This is a genomic window from Citrobacter sp. RHBSTW-01013 (assembly GCF_013781985.1).
In the GTDB taxonomy this organism is placed as follows: Bacteria; Pseudomonadota; Gammaproteobacteria; order Enterobacterales; family Enterobacteriaceae; genus Citrobacter; species Citrobacter braakii.
Window position 1 is genome coordinate 3,101,451 of sequence record NZ_CP056185.1, and the last position, 20,285, is coordinate 3,121,735.

Consider the following 20,285-nt stretch of genomic DNA (forward strand, 5'->3'; position numbering starts at 1 on the left):
ATGCACAACTCAACTCCTCTTTCCGCTCTGCGCAACCTGCTGTTAGCGCAAGGGCTGGATGGCATGATTGTTCCGCGCGCCGACGCTCACCAAAGCGAAGATTGTACACCGCATGACAATAAGCTGGCCTGGCTGACCGGTTTTAGCGGCTCCGCTGGTCTCGCGTTGGTCCTGCGCGACCGCGCATTAATGTTTGTCGATGGACGCTATCAGGTCCAGGTGCGCAATGAAGTCTCGCTGGATGATTTTGAAATTCACCATTTACATGACGAACCGCTGGCCGACTATTTGCAGTCTCACGTTGCTGCGGGCGCGCGTATCGGTTTTGAACCGTTGCTGATGGTCAACAGCCAGTTTGAAGCACTGTCGGCGACCCATTGCGAGCTGGTGCCTCTTGAGCAAGATCCTTTCGACCAGGTATGGCTTGACCGCCCGGCAGCCCCCTGCGGCATCATTCGTGAAATGCCCATTGAAATCAGCGGGGAAAGCAGCACACAAAAACGAGCCCGCGTCGTGGATCTGCTCACGCAACAACAGGCCGACGTTCTGGCGATCACGCTGCCGGATAACATTGCCTGGCTGCTGAATGTGCGCGGTTCCGATCTGCCAATGGTGCCAGTGCCGTTTTCGTTCGCCCTGCTCCATCGCAGCGGCGAGCTGGAATGGTTTGTTGATAGCAACAAAACCCAGCAGCTCCCTGCTGCACTGCTGAATACGCTCACGCTGGCCCCACAAGAGAGTTTTCTTGCCCGCTGCCAGCAGTTGGCCAAAGGGAAACGCTTTTTGGTCGATAAAGACTACGCCCCGGTCGCGCTGCGTTTTGCCATTGTAGAACACGGTGGCGAAGTCTTATGGGCACCCGATCCCATCACCTTGATGAAAGCGCACAAGAATGACGTTGAACTGGCGGGTTATCGGGAATGCCATGAACAAGATGGCGCGGCCTGGGTTAACTTTCTGGCATGGCTTACGCATGAAGTTCCCTTGCGCGAAGCGGCAGGCAATCCGGTCACTGAGCTGGAAGCGCAGGCCAGGCAACTGGAATTTCGCCAGCAGCAGCCGGGATTTATCGAGCAAAGCTTCAACACGATTTCGGCCTCAGCCAGCAATGCCGCAATGTGCCATTACCATTCCAGCGAAAAAACCAATACGCCCATTACCTCTCAGGCCATGTATCTGAATGATTCCGGCGGCCAGTACCATAATGGTACGACGGATACAACGCGCACCCTCGCGTTTGGTCCACAGGATCCGCAGCGTCGTCTGCATTACACCGCTGTGTTGAAAGGCTTTTTGTCGCTTATCTCGCTGCAATTTCCCAGCGGCACTCAGGGTCATCAACTGGATGCCTTTAGCCGTCGGGCGCTGTGGGATCTGGGTCTGGATTTTGATCACGGTACGGGACACGGCGTAGGCCATCAGCTCCTGATCCATGAGCAGCCCCATCGCATTGCCAAAAAAGTAAACCCCTGGCCTCTGGTTGCGGGCAATATCATTACCATCGAGCCGGGTTATTATCTGGCCGGAGAATATGGGATCCGTATTGAGAATCAGGTGGAGATTATCAACAGTCGTCCTGGCTTCTGTCGCTTCTCAACGCTGACGCTGGTGCCGATTGATTTAAGTCTGGTTGAACTGCATCTGCTAAGTGAGGCAGAAAAACAGTGGATTGATGATTACCACCAGCAGGTCAGAGAGACGTTATCCCCACGCGTGAACGCAGAGGCTCGTCCGTGGTTGTTCGCCGCCACTGCGCCGATTCGCGTTCAGGCCAATTAATGCATTAAAAAAGGCAGCCCGCAGGCTGCCTTAATTCTCCCCAACTTTTTACTGCTTAGCTGTGACGGATGTACTCATCCATTTCAGTTTTCAGGTTATCGGACTTAGTACCGAAGATAGCCTGAACACCGGAACCCGCCACTACAACGCCCGCCGCACCCAGTTTCTTCAGGCCAGCCTGATCCACTTTGGCAACGTCAGCGACGCTGACACGCAGACGAGTGATGCACGCATCGAGGTTAGTGATGTTTTCTTTACCGCCGAATGCCGCAACCAGGGCCGGAGCCATTTCGCCGGACGCACCCGCTTTGGTGTCTTCGGTAGCATCTTCACGACCCGGAGTTTTCAGGTCCAGCGCTTTGATCAGCACACGGAAGATGGTGTAGTAAACAATCGCATAACCGATACCGACAATCGGGAACAGCCACAGTTTGCTGCTGTTACCGGACAGAACGATAAAGTCGATCAAACCGTGGGAGAACGACGTACCGTCACGCATACCCAGCAGGATACAGATCGGGAATGCCAGACCAGCCAGAATTGCGTGGATGATGTACAGGATCGGTGCCACGAACATGAACGAGAACTCGATCGGTTCGGTAATACCGGTCAGGAACGAGGTCAGCGCCGCGGAGATCATGATACCGCCCACTTTCGCGCGGTTTTCTGGTTTAGCAGAGTGCCAGATAGCGATAGCGGCAGCCGGCAGACCGTACATTTTGAACAGGAAGCCACCAGACAGTTTGCCCGCAGTCGGATCACCCGCCATATAGCGAGGGATATCGCCGTGGAATACCTGGCCCGCAGCATTGGTGTATTCACCGATCTGCATCTGGAATGGAACGTTCCAGATATGGTGCAGACCAAACGGCACCAGGCAGCGTTCAATGAAGCCATAGATACCGAACGCTACGACCGGGTTCTGGTATGCAGCCCACTGGGAAAACGTCTGAATAGCAGTCCCGATCGGCGGCCAAATGAAGGACAGAACCACACCGGTGAAGATAGCGGCCAGACCAGAAATGATAGGAACGAAGCGCTTACCCGCAAAGAAGCCAAGATACTCAGGCAATTTGATACGGTAGAAACGGTTGAACATATACGCTGCAATCGCACCGGAGATAATCCCCCCGAGAACACCCGTATCAGCAAGGTGTTTAGCTGCGATCTCTTCAGCAGGTAAATGCAGAACCAGCGGCGCAACAACAGCCATGGTCTTAACCATAATGCCGTAGGCAACAACGGATGCCAGTGCAGATACGCCGTCGTTATTGGTGAAGCCTAACGCGACACCGATGGCAAAAATCAGCGGCATGTTTGCAAAAACAGAACCGCCTGCTTCTGCCATTACGTGCGATACAACGGCTGGCAGCCAGCTGAAGTTAGCGGAACCGACACCCAGCAGGATACCTGCAATTGGGAGTACGGATACCGGCAGCATCAGCGATTTACCGACCTTTTGCAGGTTAGCAAATGCATTCTTAAACATAATTGAGAGTGCTCCTGAGTATTTGTGCTTTTCTACGTTCTCACGCATTAGCGAGGGGGGGAGAACCTCGCCGTGTACAGGGCATCTAAGTACCCTTTATTTATTACACAGAGTAAAATAATTCAGTTTGTTTTTGTTTGACGGCTATCACAATTCAGTCGTGGATGGCCGTAAAATCCACACATTCCGATAAAATGCGTTTCTGAATGTGTCAAACCGGTTATTCACCGCCCATTTTGAGGCGGTGAACTTTACTCGCTTTGCTTATTAATTACGAGCTTTAAAAAAAGTCAGTTAACGAACGGATTGCAGGCGAGAAGCGTCGATGTGAAACAGGCGGGCAAAGTTATCAGTGGTTGCCTGCGCCAGTTCTTCAACGGCAACACCTTTCACTACGGCCATATACTCCGCAACGTCACGGGTCATGGCAGGCTGGTTCTCTTTTCCACGATGCGGTACAGGCGCAAGGTAGGGAGAATCCGTCTCAACCAGCAACCGATCCAGAGGAACATAGCGGGCGGCATCACGGAGCTGATCTGCGTTACGGAAAGTGACGATGCCGGAAAACGAGATATAAAATCCGAGGTCCAGCAATTTGCCCGCCGTTTCTCTGTCTTCTGTAAAACAGTGTAGTACGCCACCACAATCCGTCACTTTTTCTTCGCGCAGAATAGACAGCGTATCGGCCCGCGCATCGCGGGTATGTACGATAACTGGCTTTTGTAACTCACGGCCAATCTGAATATGATGGATAAAAGATTCCTGCTGGCGCACCTTTGTTTCCGGCGTATAGAAATAGTCCAGCCCGGTTTCCCCCATCGCCACAACGCCCTCTTCGGCGGCAAAACGGCGCAGGTCTTCAACATCATAGGCTTCATCCTGATTTAACGGATGCACGCCGCAGGAGAACACCACATTGTCACGTTCACCGACCAGTTCGCGCATACTGCGGTATCCTGGCAGAGTGGTCGCGACGGCAAGACAGAATTTCACATCGCGTGCGGCTGCTTTCGCCAACACGTCATCCACGTCCTTATGCAGAGATTGATAATCCAGGCCATCAAGATGGCAGTGTGAGTCGACTAAAAACATAATGTCTCTCTCAAAGATGGGGAACAGGCAATACGGTGCCTGGTTGCAGGTAATGCTCAATACGCAGGATAAGATCGGTTAACACCAGTTCACGGTTTACGCCTGTTACGTTCAGCAACTGCTGACGGCAATGACAAACGTCACCGAGTATCGCCTGTATCCAGGCGACGGATAGCCGTTCTGCGATAGAAGATATCAGGTCCAGCGCATCAGGATTGGTTAAATGGGAAACCCCATACGGACGCTTCAAGGCATCCGTCAACAACGTTGCCAGCCAGTGTAAACGGGCGGCGGCCTGATCGTGGTTTAACGCCGCGAGCAGGATATACCAGTCACCTGCGTTTAATGTGTTTGCCAGTGCCGCACAAAAATCTGTGCGATGCGCCCAGCTTTCAGCCTGTAACAACGAGAGTGCCGCACCAGGCGAACCCGCGCTCAGGCGTAATGCGCTCAACAGAGCTTCTGGAGATACGGTCACTTCACGGGCGAGCCAGGAGATAGCGTACGACTCAGCCGGCGGCGCAAGATGGTGTAACCGGCAGCGGCTGCGCAATGTCGCCAGCAATCGCGCAGGCTCTGTGCTGGCGAGGAAAAACCAAGTTTGTGCCGGCGGTTCTTCCAGCGTTTTTAGCAGAGCATTGGCAGCAGCATCAGTTAACTGGGCAGCATCAGGGATCCACACCACTTTCGCACCGCCAAGGCGTGAATGCTCGTACAGCTTTTCACTCACTTCACGTACCGCATCAACCCCCAGCGTGCTTTTGCCTTTTTCCGGCAGCAGCGAATAGTAATCAGGATGCGTCCCCGCCTGCATCAATTGACAGCCCCGGCAGTGTCCGCAGCTTTTATGCCCTTCCGGCTGCTGGCACATTAAATAGCGACTGAGCGCGTAAATCAGCGCGTCGTCACCCATTCCGGGTAACGCCTGAATCAGTAACGCATGGTGACCACGACCCGCCTGGTAGCTGGCTACCAGTTTTTCAAAATCTGGCCGTAACCATGGGTACCATTTCATGCGCCCTGCTCCTGCACCCACTGGGTGATGGTATTGCGGATATCAGCCATCACAGCTTCCAGCGGCTGCGTAGCGTCGATGGTACGAATGCTGGCATCTTTGGCAGCCAGTTCAAGATAGCGCGCGCGGGTGCGATTAAAGAAATCGAAAGATTCCTGCTCAATACGATCCAGCTCGCCGCGTGCACGGGCACGCTTCAATCCGACTTCTGGAGTCACGTCCAGATAGAGCGTCAGGTCCGGGCGAAAATCACCGAGCACAGCATCGCGCAGGGTTGCCAGCATGTTTTGATCGATGCCGCGTCCGCCCCCCTGATACGCCTGGGTCGACAAATCGTGACGGTCGCCAATTACCCATGCGCCTTTTGCCAGCGCAGGTTTAATAACGGTTTCGACCAGCTGTACGCGCGCAGCGTAAAACATCAGAACTTCAGCTTTGTCAGTGATGACCTCGTCACCCACCGACTTAATGTCCAGCACCAGACTTCTTAGTTTCTCCGCGAGCTGAGTTCCCCCCGGTTCGCGGGTAAAAACCATGTCACGAATACCGAGTTGCTCAAGTGTCTCTACCACCACGTTACGCGCAGTGGTTTTTCCGGCGCCTTCCAGGCCCTCGATGACGATATAGTTACTGCCCATTTTTTTCCTTAAGCACTTTCAGGTAATCCTGCACGGACCGGTTGTGGCTGGCAAGATTGGTGTTAAACGTGTGACCGCCTTTACCGTCAGCCACGAAATAGAGGTACGGCGTTTTTGCCGGATGCGCCGCGGCCTGCAATGAGGCCTCTCCCGGCATGGCAATCGGGCCAGGCGGCAACCCCGTAATGGTATAGGTGTTATAGGCGGTCGGGGTATCTAAATCCACACGCGACAACTTGCCATTATACCGTGACCCCATCCCGTAAATCACCGTCGGATCGGTCTGTAAACGCATGCCAATCCGTAAGCGGTTAATAAAGACGGAAGCCACCTGGTCACGCTCGCTGGCAACCGCAGTCTCTTTTTCGATAATAGAGGCCATGGTTACCAGCTGATTTTTGTCCTGATAAGGCAGGCCTTCAGCGCGCCCTTCCCAGACCGAGTCTACCGCTTTAACCATTTTCTGATGCGCGCGTTTTAGCAACGCCACGTCGGTTGTATTGGCGGTATACATCCAGGTATCTGGCCAGAACCAGCCTTCTACCCATTGCGGGTTCTCCAGCTTCAGCGCCTGAGCAACGGTCTCGTAATTATCATCGCTCAGCGTATGTTTGATGTACGGGGCGTCACGAAGCTGTTTGAGGTAGTCGCTCAAACGCATCCCTTCAACCAGACGTAACGGGAACTGCGCCTCTTTACCGCTTTCCAGCAGTTGCAACATATCCCGGACTGTCATGTCGGGCGTAAAACGGTAGGTTCCGGCTTTAAAATGCGACAGTTCGGGTTCCACACGCAGCAGCCACTGGAACACACGCGGACGATTGATAACGTTGTCCGCATACAACTGTTCACCGAGAGCCAGACGGCCCGTACCCGCTTTCAGCGTAAAAATCGTCTCTTCTTTAATCAATAACTTACTGTCCGCCAGATGGCGAACTTTCCACATTCCCACTCCCGCAGCTATGCCCAGCACAACCAGCAATAACAGGACAACAAGTAACAGTTTTTTCATGACTAATTCGGGTGCTCACAAAGTGGGGCTAAAAAATCGAACAACATACGTGCACACAGCAGCGTGTCGCCACAGGTGCGTACGGGAATAACAGGCATTAACGCATTACAGACGACGATTTCATCGGCCTGCATAACCTCTTCCAACCCGGCATATACTTCGACAATGCTGAACGACGATTGTGCCAGCATCCGGATACAGAATTGTCGCATAATGCCGTTCACTCCGGCCTGATCCAGCCGGGGAGTGTAAACCACATCCCCCTTACGCCAGAACAAATTAGCCGCACAGCATTCCGTAACCCATCCCTCACTGTCAAGAACCAGTGCTTCATCAGCTGCCGTCTGCTCAAGATGAGAGCGAATCAACACCTGTTCCAGTCTATTCAGGTGCTTAAGTCCGGCAAGCAACGGATTACGCCCCAGACGCACTGGACTTAACCCCAGCGTTATCCCCTCCTGCCGCCAACGATCGTAATGATCGGGCCAGGCTGAAACAGAGAGAATACGTGTGGCACTGCGACAGTTTGCGCCGCTGTAACCACGGCCACCGCTACCACGGCTGATAATCACTTTTAACACGCCCCGCGCATGCCCTTGCGCCAGCATTTTCATTTCACTTTGCAGCTCTGACCAATCTTCGAAAGAGATCAGCAATTTTTGGCAGGCGTCTTGTAAACGCGCAAGATGCGCTGCAAAGAGGCAAATTTCGCCGTCAATAATACTCGCAGTGGTAAAACAGCCATCACCGAATTGGGTCGCTCGATCGCTTGCGGCCAGCATATTCTGCTCGCAGCCATTAATTAAGAACATGGTGGCTCCTTATTTCTGGTCCGCTAGTTTGGCAGGATGAACAACACAGGACAAGGGTGGAAAACCGAATAAAAAAAGGCCCGACAAGCGGACCTTTTTAAATTGCTATCGATGCTAACGCACCACCTGGCAGACTTAAATCTTTTTAAAGATCAACGAACCGTTAGTCCCACCAAAGCCGAAGGAGTTACACAGTGCGTACTCCAGACCACTAACCTGACGCGCTTCGTGAGGTACGAAGTCCAGGTCACAACCTTCATCCGGGTTATCCAGGTTGATGGTTGGCGGAATAGCCTGATCGCGCAGCGCCAGGATAGAGAAAATAGACTCTACCGCGCCCGCCGCACCCAACAGGTGTCCGGTCATGGATTTAGTGGAGCTTACCATCACACGACTTGCCGCATCGCCAAAGACAGATTTCACTGCCTGGGTTTCGGCTTTATCGCCAGCAGGAGTAGACGTGCCATGCGCGTTGACATAGCCGATCTGACCCGCTTCGATAGCCGCATCGCGTAGTGCGTTGACCATTGCCAGCGCAGCGCCCGCACCGTTTTCAGGTGGTGACGTCATGTGGTAAGCATCGCTGCTCATGCCAAAACCAACGACTTCAGCATAGATTTTTGCACCACGCGCTTTCGCATGCTCGTACTCTTCCAGTACCACCATGCCTGCACCGTCGCCCAGCACAAAGCCATCACGTTCTTTATCCCACGGACGGCTTGCCGCTTGAGGGTTATCATTACGTGTAGACAGCGCACGTGCCGCGCCAAAACCACCCACGCCCAGAGGGGTACTGGCTTTTTCTGCACCACCCGCAACCATCGCGTCTGCATCGCCGTATGCAATGATACGTGCTGCATGACCAATGTTATGCACACCTGAAGTACAGGCGGTCGCAATGGAGATGCTTGGCCCTTGCAGGCCGTACATGATGGTCAGGTGACCTGCCACCATGTTAACAATCGTTGACGGAACGAAGAACGGGCTGATCTTACGTGGACCGCCATTCACCAAAGAGGTGTGGTTTTCTTCGATCAATCCGAGACCGCCAATACCAGAGCCGATAGCGGCGCCAATACGGTGAGCGTTCTCTTCCGTAATTTCGAGACCAGAATCCTGCATGGCCTGAACGCCAGCGACAATTCCATATTGAATGAAAGCATCCATCTTGCGCTGTTCTTTGCGCGAGATAATGTCTTCACAGTTAAAATCCTTTACTAAGCCAGCAAATTTCGTTGCATAGGCGCTAGTATCGAAATGGTCGATCAGGCTGATGCCACTCTGACCGGCAAGGAGAGCTTTCCAGGTAGACTCTACGGTATTGCCGACAGGAGACAACATGCCCAGTCCGGTCACAACTACACGACGCTTAGACACGGTTGTCCTCCAGGGAGGGAAAATAATTCAAGTGGGATAAAAAGATAAAACTCAGGCGGTCGAATGACCGCCTGGAGATGTTCACTTACGCCTGGTGGCCGTTGATGTAATCAATGGCAGCCTGAACGGTAGTGATTTTCTCAGCTTCTTCGTCCGGAATCTCAGTATCAAACTCTTCTTCCAGAGCCATTACCAGCTCAACGGTGTCAAGAGAATCTGCGCCCAGGTCTTCAACGAAGGAAGCATTGTTGGTTACTTCTTCCTGCTTAACGCCCAGCTGTTCGCCGATAATTTTCTTAACGCGTTCTTCGATAGTGCTCATACTCTTAAATTTCCTATCAAAACTCGCTTTCGCGATGGTTTTCGTAGTGTATAAAATGTTGAAAAATTTGCAACTAAATCCCGGCAGGTCTTACCACGATTTTACGTTATTTTGAGGGCATTCACCCTAATAACGCAAATTTTTTTATCTCGTGGTTAAACCATGTACATCCCGCCGTTGACGTGCAAAGTCTCACCTGTGATGTAACTTGCTTCGTCAGAAGCTAAAAATGCAACCGCACTGGCGATTTCCTGAGCGCCGCCAAGGCGACCCGCAGGAACCTGCGCCAGAATACCCGCACGCTGATCATCAGACAGCGCACGCGTCATGTCCGTTTCAATAAAGCCCGGAGCAACAACGTTTACAGTAATGCCACGAGACGCAACTTCGCGCGCCAGTGATTTACTGAAGCCGATCAGACCCGCTTTCGCCGCAGCGTAGTTTGCCTGACCCGCATTTCCCATGGTACCAACCACAGAACCGATAGTGATAATACGCCCATGACGCTTTTTCATCATAGCTCGCATTACCGCTTTTGACAGACGGAAAACAGATGACAGGTTGGTTTCGATGATATCGTTCCACTCGTCATCTTTCATGCGCATTAACAGGTTATCACGAGTAATCCCGGCATTATTGACCAGGATATCGACTTCACCAAATTCTGCGCGAATATTTCCCAGAACAGATTCGATAGATGCCGGATCGGTCACATTCAACATCAGACCTTTACCATTTGCACCTAAGTAATCGCTAATGGCCTGCGCACCGCTTTCGCTGGTTGCAGTACCGATAACTTTCGCGCCACGGGCAACGAGTGTTTCAGCAATTGCGCGGCCAATGCCACGGCTTGCACCGGTAACCAGCGCGACTTTTCCTTCAAAACTCATGGTCTTCCTCTTTTATTGCTCTAGCGCCGCAGATAATGCCGCCGGCTCATTCAGTGCCGAAGCAGTCAGGGTGTCAACAATACGTTTCGTCAAACCGGTCAGAACTTTGCCCGGACCAACTTCATACAGGTGCTCTACGCCCTGGGACGCCATAAATTCAACGGTTTTAGTCCATTGAACCGGGCTGTACAGCTGGCGAACCAGCGCATCGCGAATAGCGTCTGCATCTGTTTCGCACTTCACGTCGACGTTGTTCACAACCGGAACAGTCGGCGCGTTAAAAGTGATTTTTTGCAGTTCAACGGCCAGTTTCTCAGCAGCAGGCTTCATCAGCGCGCAGTGAGAAGGAACGCTGACCGGCAGTGGCAGAGCACGCTTAGCGCCAGCCGCTTTACAAGCTGCGCCGGCACGTTCTACGGCTTCTTTGTGCCCGGCAATAACCACCTGACCTGGTGAGTTAAAGTTTACCGGTGAAACCACCTGGCCTTCAGCAGACTCTTCACACGCTTTAGCGATAGCAGCGTCGTCCAGACCGATAATAGCAGACATGCCGCCAGTGCCTTCCGGTACCGCTTCCTGCATGAATTTGCCACGCAGTTCAACCAGACGTACGGCATCGGCAAAACCGATAACACCCGCACATACCAGCGCAGAGTATTCGCCCAAGCTGTGACCTGCCATCAGCGCAGGTGTTTTACCACCCTGCTGCTGCCATACGCGATAAAGCGCAACAGAGGCAGTCAACAGTGCTGGCTGCGTCTGCCAGGTTTTATTCAGCTCTTCGGCCGGCCCCTGCTGAGTCAACGCCCACAGATCATAGCCCAGCGCAGCTGATGCTTCAGCAAAAGTTTCTTCAACAATTGGGTAGTTTGCTGCCATTTCAGACAACATCCCAACGGTCTGGGAACCCTGCCCCGGGAACACAAATGCAAATTGCGTCATGTTTAAATCCTTATACTAGAAACGAATCAGCGCAGAGCCCCAGGTGAATCCACCCCCAAAGGCTTCAAGCAATATCAACTGCCCAGCTTTAATACGCCCGTCGCGGACGGCTTCGTCCAGCGCGCACGGTACGGAGGCCGCGGAGGTATTGCCATGTCTGTCGAGCGTCACGACAACATTATCCATCGACATACCCAGCTTTTTCGCGGTTGCGCTAATAATGCGGAGGTTTGCCTGATGCGGCACCAGCCAGTCCAGTGCAGAACGATCGAGATTATTTGCTTCCAGCGTTTCATCAACGATGTGTGCAAGCTCGGTCACCGCGACTTTAAATACTTCGTTACCCGCCATCGTCAGGTGGATCGGGTTTTCCGGGTTCACGCGATCGGCATTAGGCAGCGTCAACAGTTCGCCATAGCGACCATCAGCGTGCAGATGCGTAGAAAGAATGCCGGGCTCTTCTGATGCGCTCAGTACAACCGCCCCTGCGCCATCACCGAAAATAATGATCGTTCCGCGATCGGTTGGATCACAGGTACGAGCGAGGACATCTGAGCCAACCACCAGAGCATGCTTCACTGCGCCAGACTTAACGTACTGGTCGGCAATGCTCAGGGCGTAGGTGAAACCGGCACAAGCGGCTGCAACGTCAAACGCCGGACAGCCTTTGATCCCCAGCATACTTTGGATCTGGCATGCCGCACTTGGAAATGCGTGTGTGGATGATGTGGTGGCAACCACAATCAGACCAATTTGTTCTTTGTCGATGCCCGCCATTTCAATTGCACGGTTTGCGGCGGCAAAGCCCATCGTCGCAACTGTTTCATTTGGCGCTGCAATATGGCGTTCACGGATACCTGTGCGAGTGACGATCCACTCATCAGATGTCTCAACCATTTTTTCCAAATCGGCGTTAGTACGCACTTGTTCAGGCAGATAGCTGCCAGTACCAATAATCTTCGTATACATGTACGCTCAGTCACTTTTTGGTTATATACCGCCACGAGCAAATCGCTGATACGTTGGCAGCATTCACAAACGCACCGTTATCTGTGTGCTCGCGAGTTTGCGTTTTCGCCACCGTCCAGCAGTTCGAATCCAGCTGGGTATACAGATTCCAGGCGAGCGGCAATTCGCTGAGGAACTTGTCGCTGCACCGCCTGCACTGCCTGTTCAATCGCGACTTCAAATGCTCGCTGATTGGCCGCACCATGACTCTTAATCACCGTGCCGCGCAATCCTAACAGACAGGCGCCATTATACTGGTCGGGGTTGAGGTGACTAAATCGCCTTGTCAGGCTTTTTTGTAACCAACGTTTTAATAACAGCAGCCACCACGACCGTTTTTTGCCCTCACCCTGAAACTTCAGCAGTGAAAGGAACATTCTGACAACACCTTCCATCGTCTTTAATGTGACATTACCTGTAAAGCCGTCACAGACCAACACATCAGTTTTGCCAGTCAGTAACTCATTGGCTTCAAGATAGCCGATATAATTGATAGAAGGGATTGTTTTTAGCACTGCAGAAGCATCCCGAATACTGTCGAGACCCTTGGTTTCTTCTTCACCGATATTGAGCAACGCAACACGGGGATTGGCAATTCCAACCACCTCTTCTGCCAGCACGGAACCCATGACGGCAAATTGCACCAACATCGTGCTATCACAATCCACGTTGGCACCCAAATCCAGCACCACCGTTTTGCCCTTTTGCTGATGGGGTAAAACCGTCACCAGCGCAGGACGCTCAATCCCCTCAAGGGGTTTGAGCAATAACTTCGCAAGTCCCATTAGCGCGCCTGTATTACCGGCGCTCACACAGGCTTCCGCTCGTCCTTCTTTCACGAGCTCCAGGGCAACGCGCATTGAGCTTCCACGACTGGCGCGAATAGCTTGCGAGGGCCGGGCATCACTGGCAATAACTGACTGAGCAGGGATAATCTGCAGACGTGAACGTTGTTCGAAGTCAGCTTTGGCAAGTAATGGCGTGATTGTATCGGGATCCCCGACTAAAAGAAGTGTGAGTTGCGAATTAGAATTCAGTGCCTGCAATGCTGCAGGCACTGTCACGGTAGGGCCAAAATCACCCCCCATGACATCTAACGCCAGGGTTAGACGTGTCAAGGTATCGTCGCTGCCCGGTTAGGTGTTTCCCCAGTTACCCGGGGAAAGCCTCACTAAGCTTCATCACGCGTGTGCTCTTTGTCTTTCTCACCGTAGCGGGAAAGCCATTGAGTCATGCGTGATTACTTAGCGATTACCTTACGGCCACGGTAAAAACCGTCGGCAGTGATGTGGTGACGCAGGTGTTGTTCACCAGAAGTTTTGTCTACAGACAGGCTGGTGACTGCGGTCAGAGCGTCATGAGAACGACGCATGCCACGTTTGGAACGGGTTGGTTTATTCTGTTGTACGGCCATGGACCTTACTCCTCAATTACTTACGCTTTAAGCTGGCTAATACGGCAAATGGGTTTGGTTTTTGCGCTTCATCAGGCAATTCGCCAAAGACCATGTCCGCCTCGGACACTTCACAGTGTTCAGAATCATGCACCGGAACTACCGGCAAGGAGAGGATAATCTCATCTTCAACCATTGCAAGCAGATCGATTTCACCGAATTCGTTAACCTCAATCGGCTCATACGCTTCCGGGAGTGCTTCAGCCTGCTCGTCAGAACGGACAGGACTAAAACAATATGTTGTGTGAACATGAAGTGGGAACGGTTTCCCGCAACGCTGACATTCGAGCGTAACCGACACCTTTGCATCACCGGTTATAACGGCAAGGCGCTGGTTATCGATAGCGAACGACATGGAGCATTCCACATCACTGTCCACACTGACTACAGAATCGGCGACACGCTCAACCAGATCAGAAGTATAGATACCTTCATAATCGAGGCGTTTCTGAGCCGTACGAACCGGATCAAGAGTCAGGGGTAATTTTACCTTTTGCATAGGGCGCGCATATTAACTTTGTAACGTCATATAGTCAAAGAAAAAGGCAGCCTGTGGTTGCCTTTTGCCAATAATTCGCACACATTGCGGGTCATCGACTTAAAATCGCTCAACACAAGCCATTACAGCCAGCTTGTAGGACGAAGTCCATAGTTTAAAATGGCTCTCATCAATACGCTATATGCGAGGGAAAAAATATGCCTCAACTTATTCTTGCTTCTACCTCTCCCTGGCGTCGCGCTTTACTAGAAAAACTGGCAATCCCGTTCGAATGCGCAGCACCAGAGGTTGATGAAACGCCGTTACCGGGCGAAGCCCCCCGGCACTTAGTCTTGCGACTGGCGCAGAAAAAAGCGCAATCTCTCGCCCACCGTTATCCATCGCACCTTATTATTGGTTCCGATCAAATTTGTGTTCTCGATGGTGAAATAACCGGCAAACCGTTAACAGAAGAAAATGCACGTCAGCAGTTACTCAAAGCCCGTGGCAATATTGTGACGTTTTATACCGGACTGGCGCTGTATAATTCTGCGACCGGACATTTACAAACTGAAGTTGAACCGTTCGACGTGCATTTTCGTCATTTAAGCGAAACGGAAATTGAAGATTACGTGCGCAAAGAGCGCCCGCTGCATTGTGCCGGTAGTTTTAAAAGCGAAGGATTGGGCATTGCACTTTTTGAGCGCCTGGAAGGTCGTGACCCAAATACTTTAATCGGTTTGCCGCTAATCGCACTGTGTCAAATGCTGCGACGAGAAGATATGAACCCGTTAAAAGCCTGACGGGTTGACGGCTGTACAGGCCAATCCTGTAGGCCTGATAGGCGCAGCGCCATCAGGCCTACAGGTAATGCGCGATAATATCAATGCGCATCAGCCTTTACTGCGTAACACCTCGAGGCAGCGCTTCAACTGCTTATCCATTGGCGCTTCAATACGCATTACTTCACCCGTCCCAGGATGAGTAAATTTCAACGCTGCGGCGTGCAAAAAGAGCCTGCTCAGCCCGGTATCCGCCAGTTGCTTATCGAACTCACGATCGCCATAGCGGTCGTCAAAGGCAATCGGATGTCCGGCATATTGCGTATGCACGCGGATCTGGTGCGTGCGTCCGGTCACGGGACTGCAGCGCACAAGCGTAGCGAACGCATAACGCTCTTCCACTTTAAAGCGTGTTTCCGATGGCTTGCCTTCCTGATTCACCCGCACGATACGCTCGCCGCTTTGCAGAATATTCTTTAACAGCGGGGCCTGCACGGTTTTGACATGCGACTGCCACTGGCCGCGTACCAACGCGAGGTAGTCTTTCTGCATGCCTTTTTCACGCAGTTGTTCATGCAACGAACGCAAAGCAGATCGTTTTTTGGCCACCAGCAGCACGCCGGAGGTATCCCGGTCGAGGCGATGCACCAGCTCAAGGAAACGCGCTTCCGGGCGCAGCGCTCGTAAGCCTTCAATGACGCCAAAGCTTAACCCGCTTCCACCATGCACGGCCGTACCTGAAGGCTTGTTAAGCACCAGAATGTGGTCATCTTCATATAAAATGACATCGGTCAGCGCCGCGACCTTCTGCAAATTCGGTGAAATGGCCTCTTCTTCACGTTCAGCGACACGTACAGGTGGAATACGCACAATGTCCCCGTCTTCGAGTTTGTACTCGGGCTTAATGCGTTTTTTGTTCACCCGCACTTCGCCTTTACGCAAAATGCGATAAATCATACTTTTCGGCACGCCCTTGAGCTGGGTGCGCAAAAAGTTGTCGATGCGTTGCCCTGCTTCGTCGGCAGTAATGGCAACTGTTTTTACGGCTGGAGTCTCTGTTTTCATGGGGGCCGATTTTAAATAGCCATCAAGATTCGCGCCACACATTTTTCTATGCTTATATTAACTGCTATACCTTATTACTTAAGTTTGACATAGCCGATTTGGTGGTTATTAAAGCAATCACTACGCGGAAGTGAAAAAACTGTGAGTAACCGGGTGATAAATGGCAAAAGTCATCTTGCTATAACAAGGTTAGCAGTGGAATAATGAGGTTGTTTCCGTGTTGAATCTTGTTAAAACAAGACCTTTTCCGGAATGACCCAATTTTGCCCGACCGATCATCAACGCAGCAATGGCGTAAGACGTATTGATCTTTCAGGCAGTTAGCGGGCTGCGGGTTGCAGTCCTTACCGGTAAGTGCTCTATAGATTTCGCGTTGTAGGAAGGCGGCAAGTCTGGGAACCCCAGGTGCTTACTCCTGTAAGTGGTTGGGGTAAAAAGATGAAGCCAACGCACCCACAGCGTGAAAGACGATAAGCACAATGGAAGCTTCTCTGGAGAGTAACACCCAGACTGTTCCCCTGATAATTGCGCTGTGTTTCCGTATGAAATACAGGCAACCGACACTCTGCGCCTCTTTGAGCTGACGATAACCGTGAGGTTGGCGACGCGAATAGACACGAGGCCATCGGTTCACACCCGGAAAGGCATTACTCTGCCCGCAGCTTAGTCGTCAATGTAAGAATAATGAGTAAGTTACGATGAAAAGAATGTTAATTAACGCGACTCAGCAGGAAGAGTTGCGTGTCGCCCTTGTAGATGGGCAGCGTCTGTACGATCTGGATATCGAAAGTCCTGGACACGAACAGAAAAAAGCCAACATCTATAAAGGCAAAATTACCCGTATTGAACCGAGTCTGGAAGCTGCTTTTGTTGATTACGGCGCTGAACGTCACGGTTTCCTCCCGTTAAAAGAAATTGCCCGCGAATACTTCCCCGCTAGCTACAACTCCCATGGTCGTCCCAACATTAAAGACGTGTTGCGCGAAGGTCAGGAAGTCATTGTTCAGATCGATAAAGAAGAACGCGGCAATAAAGGCGCTGCGCTGACCACCTTTATCAGCCTGGCAGGTAGTTATCTGGTTCTGATGCCGAACAACCCGCGCGCGGGCGGTATCTCCCGTCGCATTGAAGGCGACGACCGTACCGAATTAAAAGAAGCGCTGGCAAGCCTGGAACTGCCTGACGGCATGGGACTTATCGTGCGTACCGCAGGTGTCGGCAAATCTGCCGAAGCGCTGCAGTGGGACCTGAGTTTCCGCCTGAAGCACTGGGAAGCGATTCAAAAAGCCGCTGACAGCCGCCCTGCTCCGTTCCTGATCCATCAGGAAAGCAACGTTATCGTTCGCGCATTCCGTGACTATTTACGTCAGGACATCGGCGAAATCCTCATCGACAACCCGAAAGTTATGGAGATGGCGCGTCAGCACATCGCCGCGCTGGGTCGTCCGGATTTCAGCAGCAAAATCAAACTGTACACCGGTGAAATCCCGCTGTTCAGCCACTATCAAATCGAATCTCAAATTGAGTCCGCATTCCAGCGCGAAGTGCGTCTGCCGTCCGGCGGCTCAATCGTTATCGACAGCACAGAAGCGCTGACCGCCATCGATATCAACTCCGCACGCGCGACCCGCGGCGGCGACATCGAAGAAACTGCGTTCAACACCAACCTTGAAGCAGCCGATGAAATTGCTCGTCAGTTGCGTCTGCGTGACCTCGGCGGCCTGATCGTAATCGACTTCATTGATATGACGCCGGTTCGTCACCAGCGTGCGGTTGAAAACCGTCTGCGTGAAGCCGTGCGTCAGGACAGAGCGCGTATTCAAATCAGCCATATTTCTCGCTTCGGCCTGCTGGAGATGTCCCGCCAGCGTCTGAGCCCGTCGCTGGGTGAATCCAGCCATCACGTATGCCCACGCTGCTCCGGCACGGGTACCGTACGTGATAACGAATCACTGTCGCTGTCTATTCTGCGTCTGATCGAAGAAGAAGCGCTGAAAGAAAATACGCAGGAAGTTCACGCTATTGTTCCTGTGCCGATCGCATCCTACCTGCTCAACGAAAAACGTACCGCGGTAAATGCCATCGAGACACGTCAGAATGGCGTGCGCTGTGTGATTGTGCCAAACGATCAGATGGAAACCCCGCATTACTCCGTGCTGCGCGTACGCAAAGGGGAAGAAACACCAACCCTGAGCTACCTGCTGCCGAAACTGCATGAAGAAGCGATGGCATTGCCGACGGAAGAAGAGTTCGTCGAGCGTAAACAGCCAGAGCAGCCGGCATTAGCCACCTTTGCAATGCCAGAGGTGCCGCCAGCCCCTGCTTTGCAGGAACCTACTGCGAAGGCCGCCGCGCCTAAAGCCGCAGCAGCGACCGCGGCCGTCGCCGCACAGCCAGGTTTGATTAGCCGTTTCTTCGGCGCACTGAAGTCCATCTTCAGCGGTAGCGAAGAAGTGAAACCGGTTGAACAACCTGCGCCGAAAGCGGAAGAGAAAACTGATCGCCCGCAGGATCGTCGTAAACCGCGTCAGAACAATCGTCGCGACCGTAACGATCGTCGTGATAATCGCGACAACCGTGGCGAGCGTGATAACCGTAACGAGCGTTCAGAAAGCGGCGAAAACCGTGAAGACAACCGCCGTAACCGCCGTCAGTCGCAGCAGCAAAATGCGGAAGCGCGCGATAACCGCCAGCAGTCTACTGAGGTCGCCGACAAAGCGAAATCCGGTGATGAGCAGCAGGCTCCGCGTCGCGAGCGCAACCGCCGTCGCAACGATGATAAGCGTCAGGCGCAGCAGGAAGTTAAAGAGCTGAACCTTGCAGAACAACCTGCGCAGGATAACGAGCAGGAAGAGCGCGTTCGTCAGCCTCAGACTCGCCGTAAACAGCGTCAGCTGACTCAGAAAGTTCGTTACACAGACAGCCCGGCTGTTGAAGCCGAAGTCGCTACTGCCGAGGTGGTCGCTGAAACGGCTGTCGCTCAACCAACTGAACAGCCCGTACCGGCACAGCGTACTGAACTGGCGAAAGTTGATCTCCCTGCCGTCGTTGCGACTGAGCAGGAAGACAACAGCGAAGCGCGTGACTCTAATGGTATGCCGCGTCGTTCCCGTCGCTCACCTCGCCATCTGCGCGTCAGTGGACAACGCCGTCGTCGCTATCGTGACGAGCGTTACCCGGTTCAGTCGCCGATGCCGTTAACGGTTGCCTGCGCATCTCCAGAATTAGCGTCCGGTAAAGTCTGGATCCGCTACCCTGTTGCTCGTCCTCAGGATCAGCAGGATGCAGAGCAGCGCGAGCAGGAAACGCCAGTCGCCGTAGAGCCTCAGGTTGCTGCAGCTGCCGTTGAGCATATTGTGAACGCCCCTGCTTCGGTTGAAACCGTACAGCCAGAGGTGGTCATTGCTGAACCTCAGGCTACCGTCGTTGAAACCACGCATCCGGAAGTCATCGCTACTCCGGTCGAGGAACAACCGCAAATTATCGCTGAATCTGACGCGCCTGTTGCTGAGGATACCGCGGCGAAAGCCGAACCTGTCGCTGAAATCGTGGCTGCGCCGGTTGTCGAAGAATCTGCGGAGGTTGTTATTTCTCAGCCTGAAGTGGCTGAAGAGATTGCCGAGGTTGTGGAAACAGCGCCAGTGGTTGAAGAAGTTGCCGCGCCGCAAGAGGTTGTTGCCGCACCGGTCGTCGAAGACGCAGTCGTTAAGGCTGAAGTTGTCGCAACCCGCGTTGACGCAGAACATCTTCACAGCCACGCGGCCGCCCCGATGACCCGTGCTCCGGCACCAGAGTATGTGCCTGAAGCGCCGCGTCATAGTGACTGGCAACGCCCGGAATTCACCTTTGAAGGTAAAGGTGCCGCAGGTGGACACAGCGCCACGCACCAGGCGACTGCGCCAGCAACACGCCCGCAGCCCGTTGAGTAAGTCATAATCAACATCAAAGCCGACCTTCGGGTCGGTTTTTTTTTATCTCTGCTCTACACACTGACAAACTGAGAAGGCGTGGTTACGCTGGCAATCTTTAGCAGTGCGATTGCGCGGGTAATAAGATTAACGGGTAATCTGTCGCTGAGAAAATAACAGTGGCCTAAAAAAATGCCCGCTCCGGGGTGTTAAAGGAGCGGGC

The 20,285-nt window shown here is 52.8% G+C and carries 18 protein-coding genes; 3 read left to right on the forward strand and 15 right to left on the reverse strand.

Going from position 1 to position 20,285, the window contains the following annotated elements:
• The gene (locus HV350_RS15005) at window positions 1-1,779 is read left to right on the forward strand and encodes an aminopeptidase P family protein (protein ID WP_181628819.1); all 1,779 of its coding nucleotides are present in this window, start codon (window positions 1-3) and stop codon (window positions 1,777-1,779) included.
• A gap of 55 nt (window positions 1,780-1,834) precedes the next feature.
• On the opposite strand, the gene ptsG is transcribed toward HV350_RS15005, so the two are convergent.
• From ptsG to yceD, 14 genes are all read right to left on the reverse strand, one after another.
• A complete protein-coding gene (gene ptsG / locus HV350_RS15010) occupies window positions 1,835-3,268 on the reverse strand; it encodes a PTS glucose transporter subunit IIBC (protein WP_016152655.1) in 1,434 nt (477 codons plus the stop codon).
• A gap of 294 nt (window positions 3,269-3,562) precedes the next feature.
• On the reverse strand, window positions 3,563-4,360 hold the full coding sequence (locus HV350_RS15015) for a metal-dependent hydrolase (protein WP_016156196.1): 798 nt from the start codon (window positions 4,358-4,360) through the stop codon (window positions 3,563-3,565).
• Between the two features lie 10 nt (window positions 4,361-4,370).
• Window positions 4,371-5,375 carry a DNA polymerase III subunit delta' gene (gene holB / locus HV350_RS15020; protein WP_181628821.1) on the reverse strand — a complete coding sequence of 335 codons (1,005 nt, stop codon included), beginning with the start codon at window positions 5,373-5,375 and terminating at the stop codon, window positions 4,371-4,373.
• On the reverse strand, window positions 5,372-6,013 hold the full coding sequence (gene tmk / locus HV350_RS15025) for a dTMP kinase (protein WP_016156195.1): 642 nt from the start codon (window positions 6,011-6,013) through the stop codon (window positions 5,372-5,374). Before tmk ends, holB begins: the two co-directional genes overlap by 4 nt.
• Window positions 6,003-7,025: a cell division protein YceG gene (gene yceG / locus HV350_RS15030; protein WP_019076480.1), complete on the reverse strand. Its 1,023-nt coding sequence runs from the start codon at window positions 7,023-7,025 to the stop codon at window positions 6,003-6,005. The genes tmk and yceG overlap by 11 nt, the downstream gene beginning before the upstream one ends.
• Before the next feature lie 2 nt (window positions 7,026-7,027).
• Window positions 7,028-7,837, reverse strand: coding sequence for an aminodeoxychorismate lyase (gene pabC, locus HV350_RS15035; RefSeq protein ID WP_181628823.1), 810 nt, complete (start codon window positions 7,835-7,837; stop codon window positions 7,028-7,030).
• 135 nt (window positions 7,838-7,972) lie between these two features.
• The gene (gene fabF / locus HV350_RS15040; RefSeq protein ID WP_003036260.1) at window positions 7,973-9,214 is read right to left on the reverse strand and encodes a beta-ketoacyl-ACP synthase II; all 1,242 of its coding nucleotides are present in this window, start codon (window positions 9,212-9,214) and stop codon (window positions 7,973-7,975) included.
• 85 nt (window positions 9,215-9,299) lie between these two features.
• Window positions 9,300-9,536, reverse strand: coding sequence for an acyl carrier protein (gene acpP / locus HV350_RS15045; protein ID WP_000103754.1), 237 nt, complete (start codon window positions 9,534-9,536; stop codon window positions 9,300-9,302).
• A gap of 155 nt (window positions 9,537-9,691) precedes the next feature.
• On the reverse strand, window positions 9,692-10,426 hold the full coding sequence (gene fabG, locus HV350_RS15050) for a 3-oxoacyl-ACP reductase FabG (protein WP_016152641.1): 735 nt from the start codon (window positions 10,424-10,426) through the stop codon (window positions 9,692-9,694).
• Window positions 10,427-10,438: 12 nt separating this feature from the next.
• The gene (gene fabD / locus HV350_RS15055; RefSeq protein WP_016152640.1) at window positions 10,439-11,368 is read right to left on the reverse strand and encodes an ACP S-malonyltransferase; all 930 of its coding nucleotides are present in this window, start codon (window positions 11,366-11,368) and stop codon (window positions 10,439-10,441) included.
• Window positions 11,369-11,383: 15 nt separating this feature from the next.
• Window positions 11,384-12,337, reverse strand: a complete 954-nt coding sequence (fabH, locus tag HV350_RS15060) for a beta-ketoacyl-ACP synthase III (RefSeq protein WP_181628825.1) — start codon at window positions 12,335-12,337, stop codon at window positions 11,384-11,386.
• Between the two features lie 77 nt (window positions 12,338-12,414).
• Complete coding sequence (plsX, locus tag HV350_RS15065) at window positions 12,415-13,494, reverse strand: phosphate acyltransferase PlsX (RefSeq protein WP_072161016.1); 1,080 nt, start codon at window positions 13,492-13,494, stop codon at window positions 12,415-12,417.
• Between the two features lie 122 nt (window positions 13,495-13,616).
• A complete protein-coding gene (rpmF, locus tag HV350_RS15070) occupies window positions 13,617-13,790 on the reverse strand; it encodes a 50S ribosomal protein L32 (protein WP_003036242.1) in 174 nt (57 codons plus the stop codon).
• A gap of 16 nt (window positions 13,791-13,806) precedes the next feature.
• Window positions 13,807-14,328 carry a 23S rRNA accumulation protein YceD gene (yceD, locus tag HV350_RS15075; RefSeq protein WP_003036239.1) on the reverse strand — a complete coding sequence of 174 codons (522 nt, stop codon included), beginning with the start codon at window positions 14,326-14,328 and terminating at the stop codon, window positions 13,807-13,809.
• 197 nt (window positions 14,329-14,525) lie between these two features.
• Here yceD and HV350_RS15080 point away from each other — a divergent pair, with 197 nt between their 5' ends.
• Window positions 14,526-15,110: a nucleoside triphosphate pyrophosphatase gene (locus HV350_RS15080; RefSeq protein WP_016152637.1), complete on the forward strand. Its 585-nt coding sequence runs from the start codon at window positions 14,526-14,528 to the stop codon at window positions 15,108-15,110.
• A gap of 90 nt (window positions 15,111-15,200) precedes the next feature.
• On the opposite strand, the gene rluC is transcribed toward HV350_RS15080, so the two are convergent.
• A complete protein-coding gene (gene rluC / locus HV350_RS15085) occupies window positions 15,201-16,154 on the reverse strand; it encodes a 23S rRNA pseudouridine(955/2504/2580) synthase RluC (RefSeq protein WP_049259723.1) in 954 nt (317 codons plus the stop codon).
• 698 nt (window positions 16,155-16,852) lie between these two features.
• Between rluC and rne the strand changes: the two genes are divergently transcribed.
• Window positions 16,853-20,083, forward strand: coding sequence for a ribonuclease E (rne, locus tag HV350_RS15090; protein WP_181628827.1), 3,231 nt, complete (start codon window positions 16,853-16,855; stop codon window positions 20,081-20,083).
• The last annotated feature ends 202 nt before the right edge of the window (window positions 20,084-20,285 follow it).

What these genes read in the sequence shown, in the direction of transcription:
- HV350_RS15005 (WP_181628819.1), top strand. Translation starts at nt 1, where the DNA reads ATGCACAACTCAACTCCTCTTTCCGCTCTGCGCAACCTGCTGTTAGCG.
- ptsG (WP_016152655.1), bottom strand. Translation starts at nt 3,268, where the DNA reads ATGTTTAAGAATGCATTTGCTAACCTGCAAAAGGTCGGTAAATCGCTG.
- HV350_RS15015 (WP_016156196.1), bottom strand. Translation starts at nt 4,360, where the DNA reads ATGTTTTTAGTCGACTCACACTGCCATCTTGATGGCCTGGATTATCAA.
- holB (WP_181628821.1), bottom strand. Translation starts at nt 5,375, where the DNA reads ATGAAATGGTACCCATGGTTACGGCCAGATTTTGAAAAACTGGTAGCC.
- tmk (WP_016156195.1), bottom strand. Translation starts at nt 6,013, where the DNA reads ATGGGCAGTAACTATATCGTCATCGAGGGCCTGGAAGGCGCCGGAAAA.
- yceG (WP_019076480.1), bottom strand. Translation starts at nt 7,025, where the DNA reads ATGAAAAAACTGTTACTTGTTGTCCTGTTATTGCTGGTTGTGCTGGGC.
- pabC (WP_181628823.1), bottom strand. Translation starts at nt 7,837, where the DNA reads ATGTTCTTAATTAATGGCTGCGAGCAGAATATGCTGGCCGCAAGCGAT.
- acpP (WP_000103754.1), bottom strand. Translation starts at nt 9,536, where the DNA reads ATGAGCACTATCGAAGAACGCGTTAAGAAAATTATCGGCGAACAGCTG.
- fabG (WP_016152641.1), bottom strand. Translation starts at nt 10,426, where the DNA reads ATGAGTTTTGAAGGAAAAGTCGCGCTGGTTACCGGTGCAAGCCGTGGC.
- fabD (WP_016152640.1), bottom strand. Translation starts at nt 11,368, where the DNA reads ATGACGCAATTTGCATTTGTGTTCCCGGGGCAGGGTTCCCAGACCGTT.
- fabH (WP_181628825.1), bottom strand. Translation starts at nt 12,337, where the DNA reads ATGTATACGAAGATTATTGGTACTGGCAGCTATCTGCCTGAACAAGTG.
- rpmF (WP_003036242.1), bottom strand. Translation starts at nt 13,790, where the DNA reads ATGGCCGTACAACAGAATAAACCAACCCGTTCCAAACGTGGCATGCGT.
- yceD (WP_003036239.1), bottom strand. Translation starts at nt 14,328, where the DNA reads ATGCAAAAGGTAAAATTACCCCTGACTCTTGATCCGGTTCGTACGGCT.
- HV350_RS15080 (WP_016152637.1), top strand. Translation starts at nt 14,526, where the DNA reads ATGCCTCAACTTATTCTTGCTTCTACCTCTCCCTGGCGTCGCGCTTTA.
- rluC (WP_049259723.1), bottom strand. Translation starts at nt 16,154, where the DNA reads ATGAAAACAGAGACTCCAGCCGTAAAAACAGTTGCCATTACTGCCGAC.
- rne (WP_181628827.1), top strand. Translation starts at nt 16,853, where the DNA reads ATGAAAAGAATGTTAATTAACGCGACTCAGCAGGAAGAGTTGCGTGTC.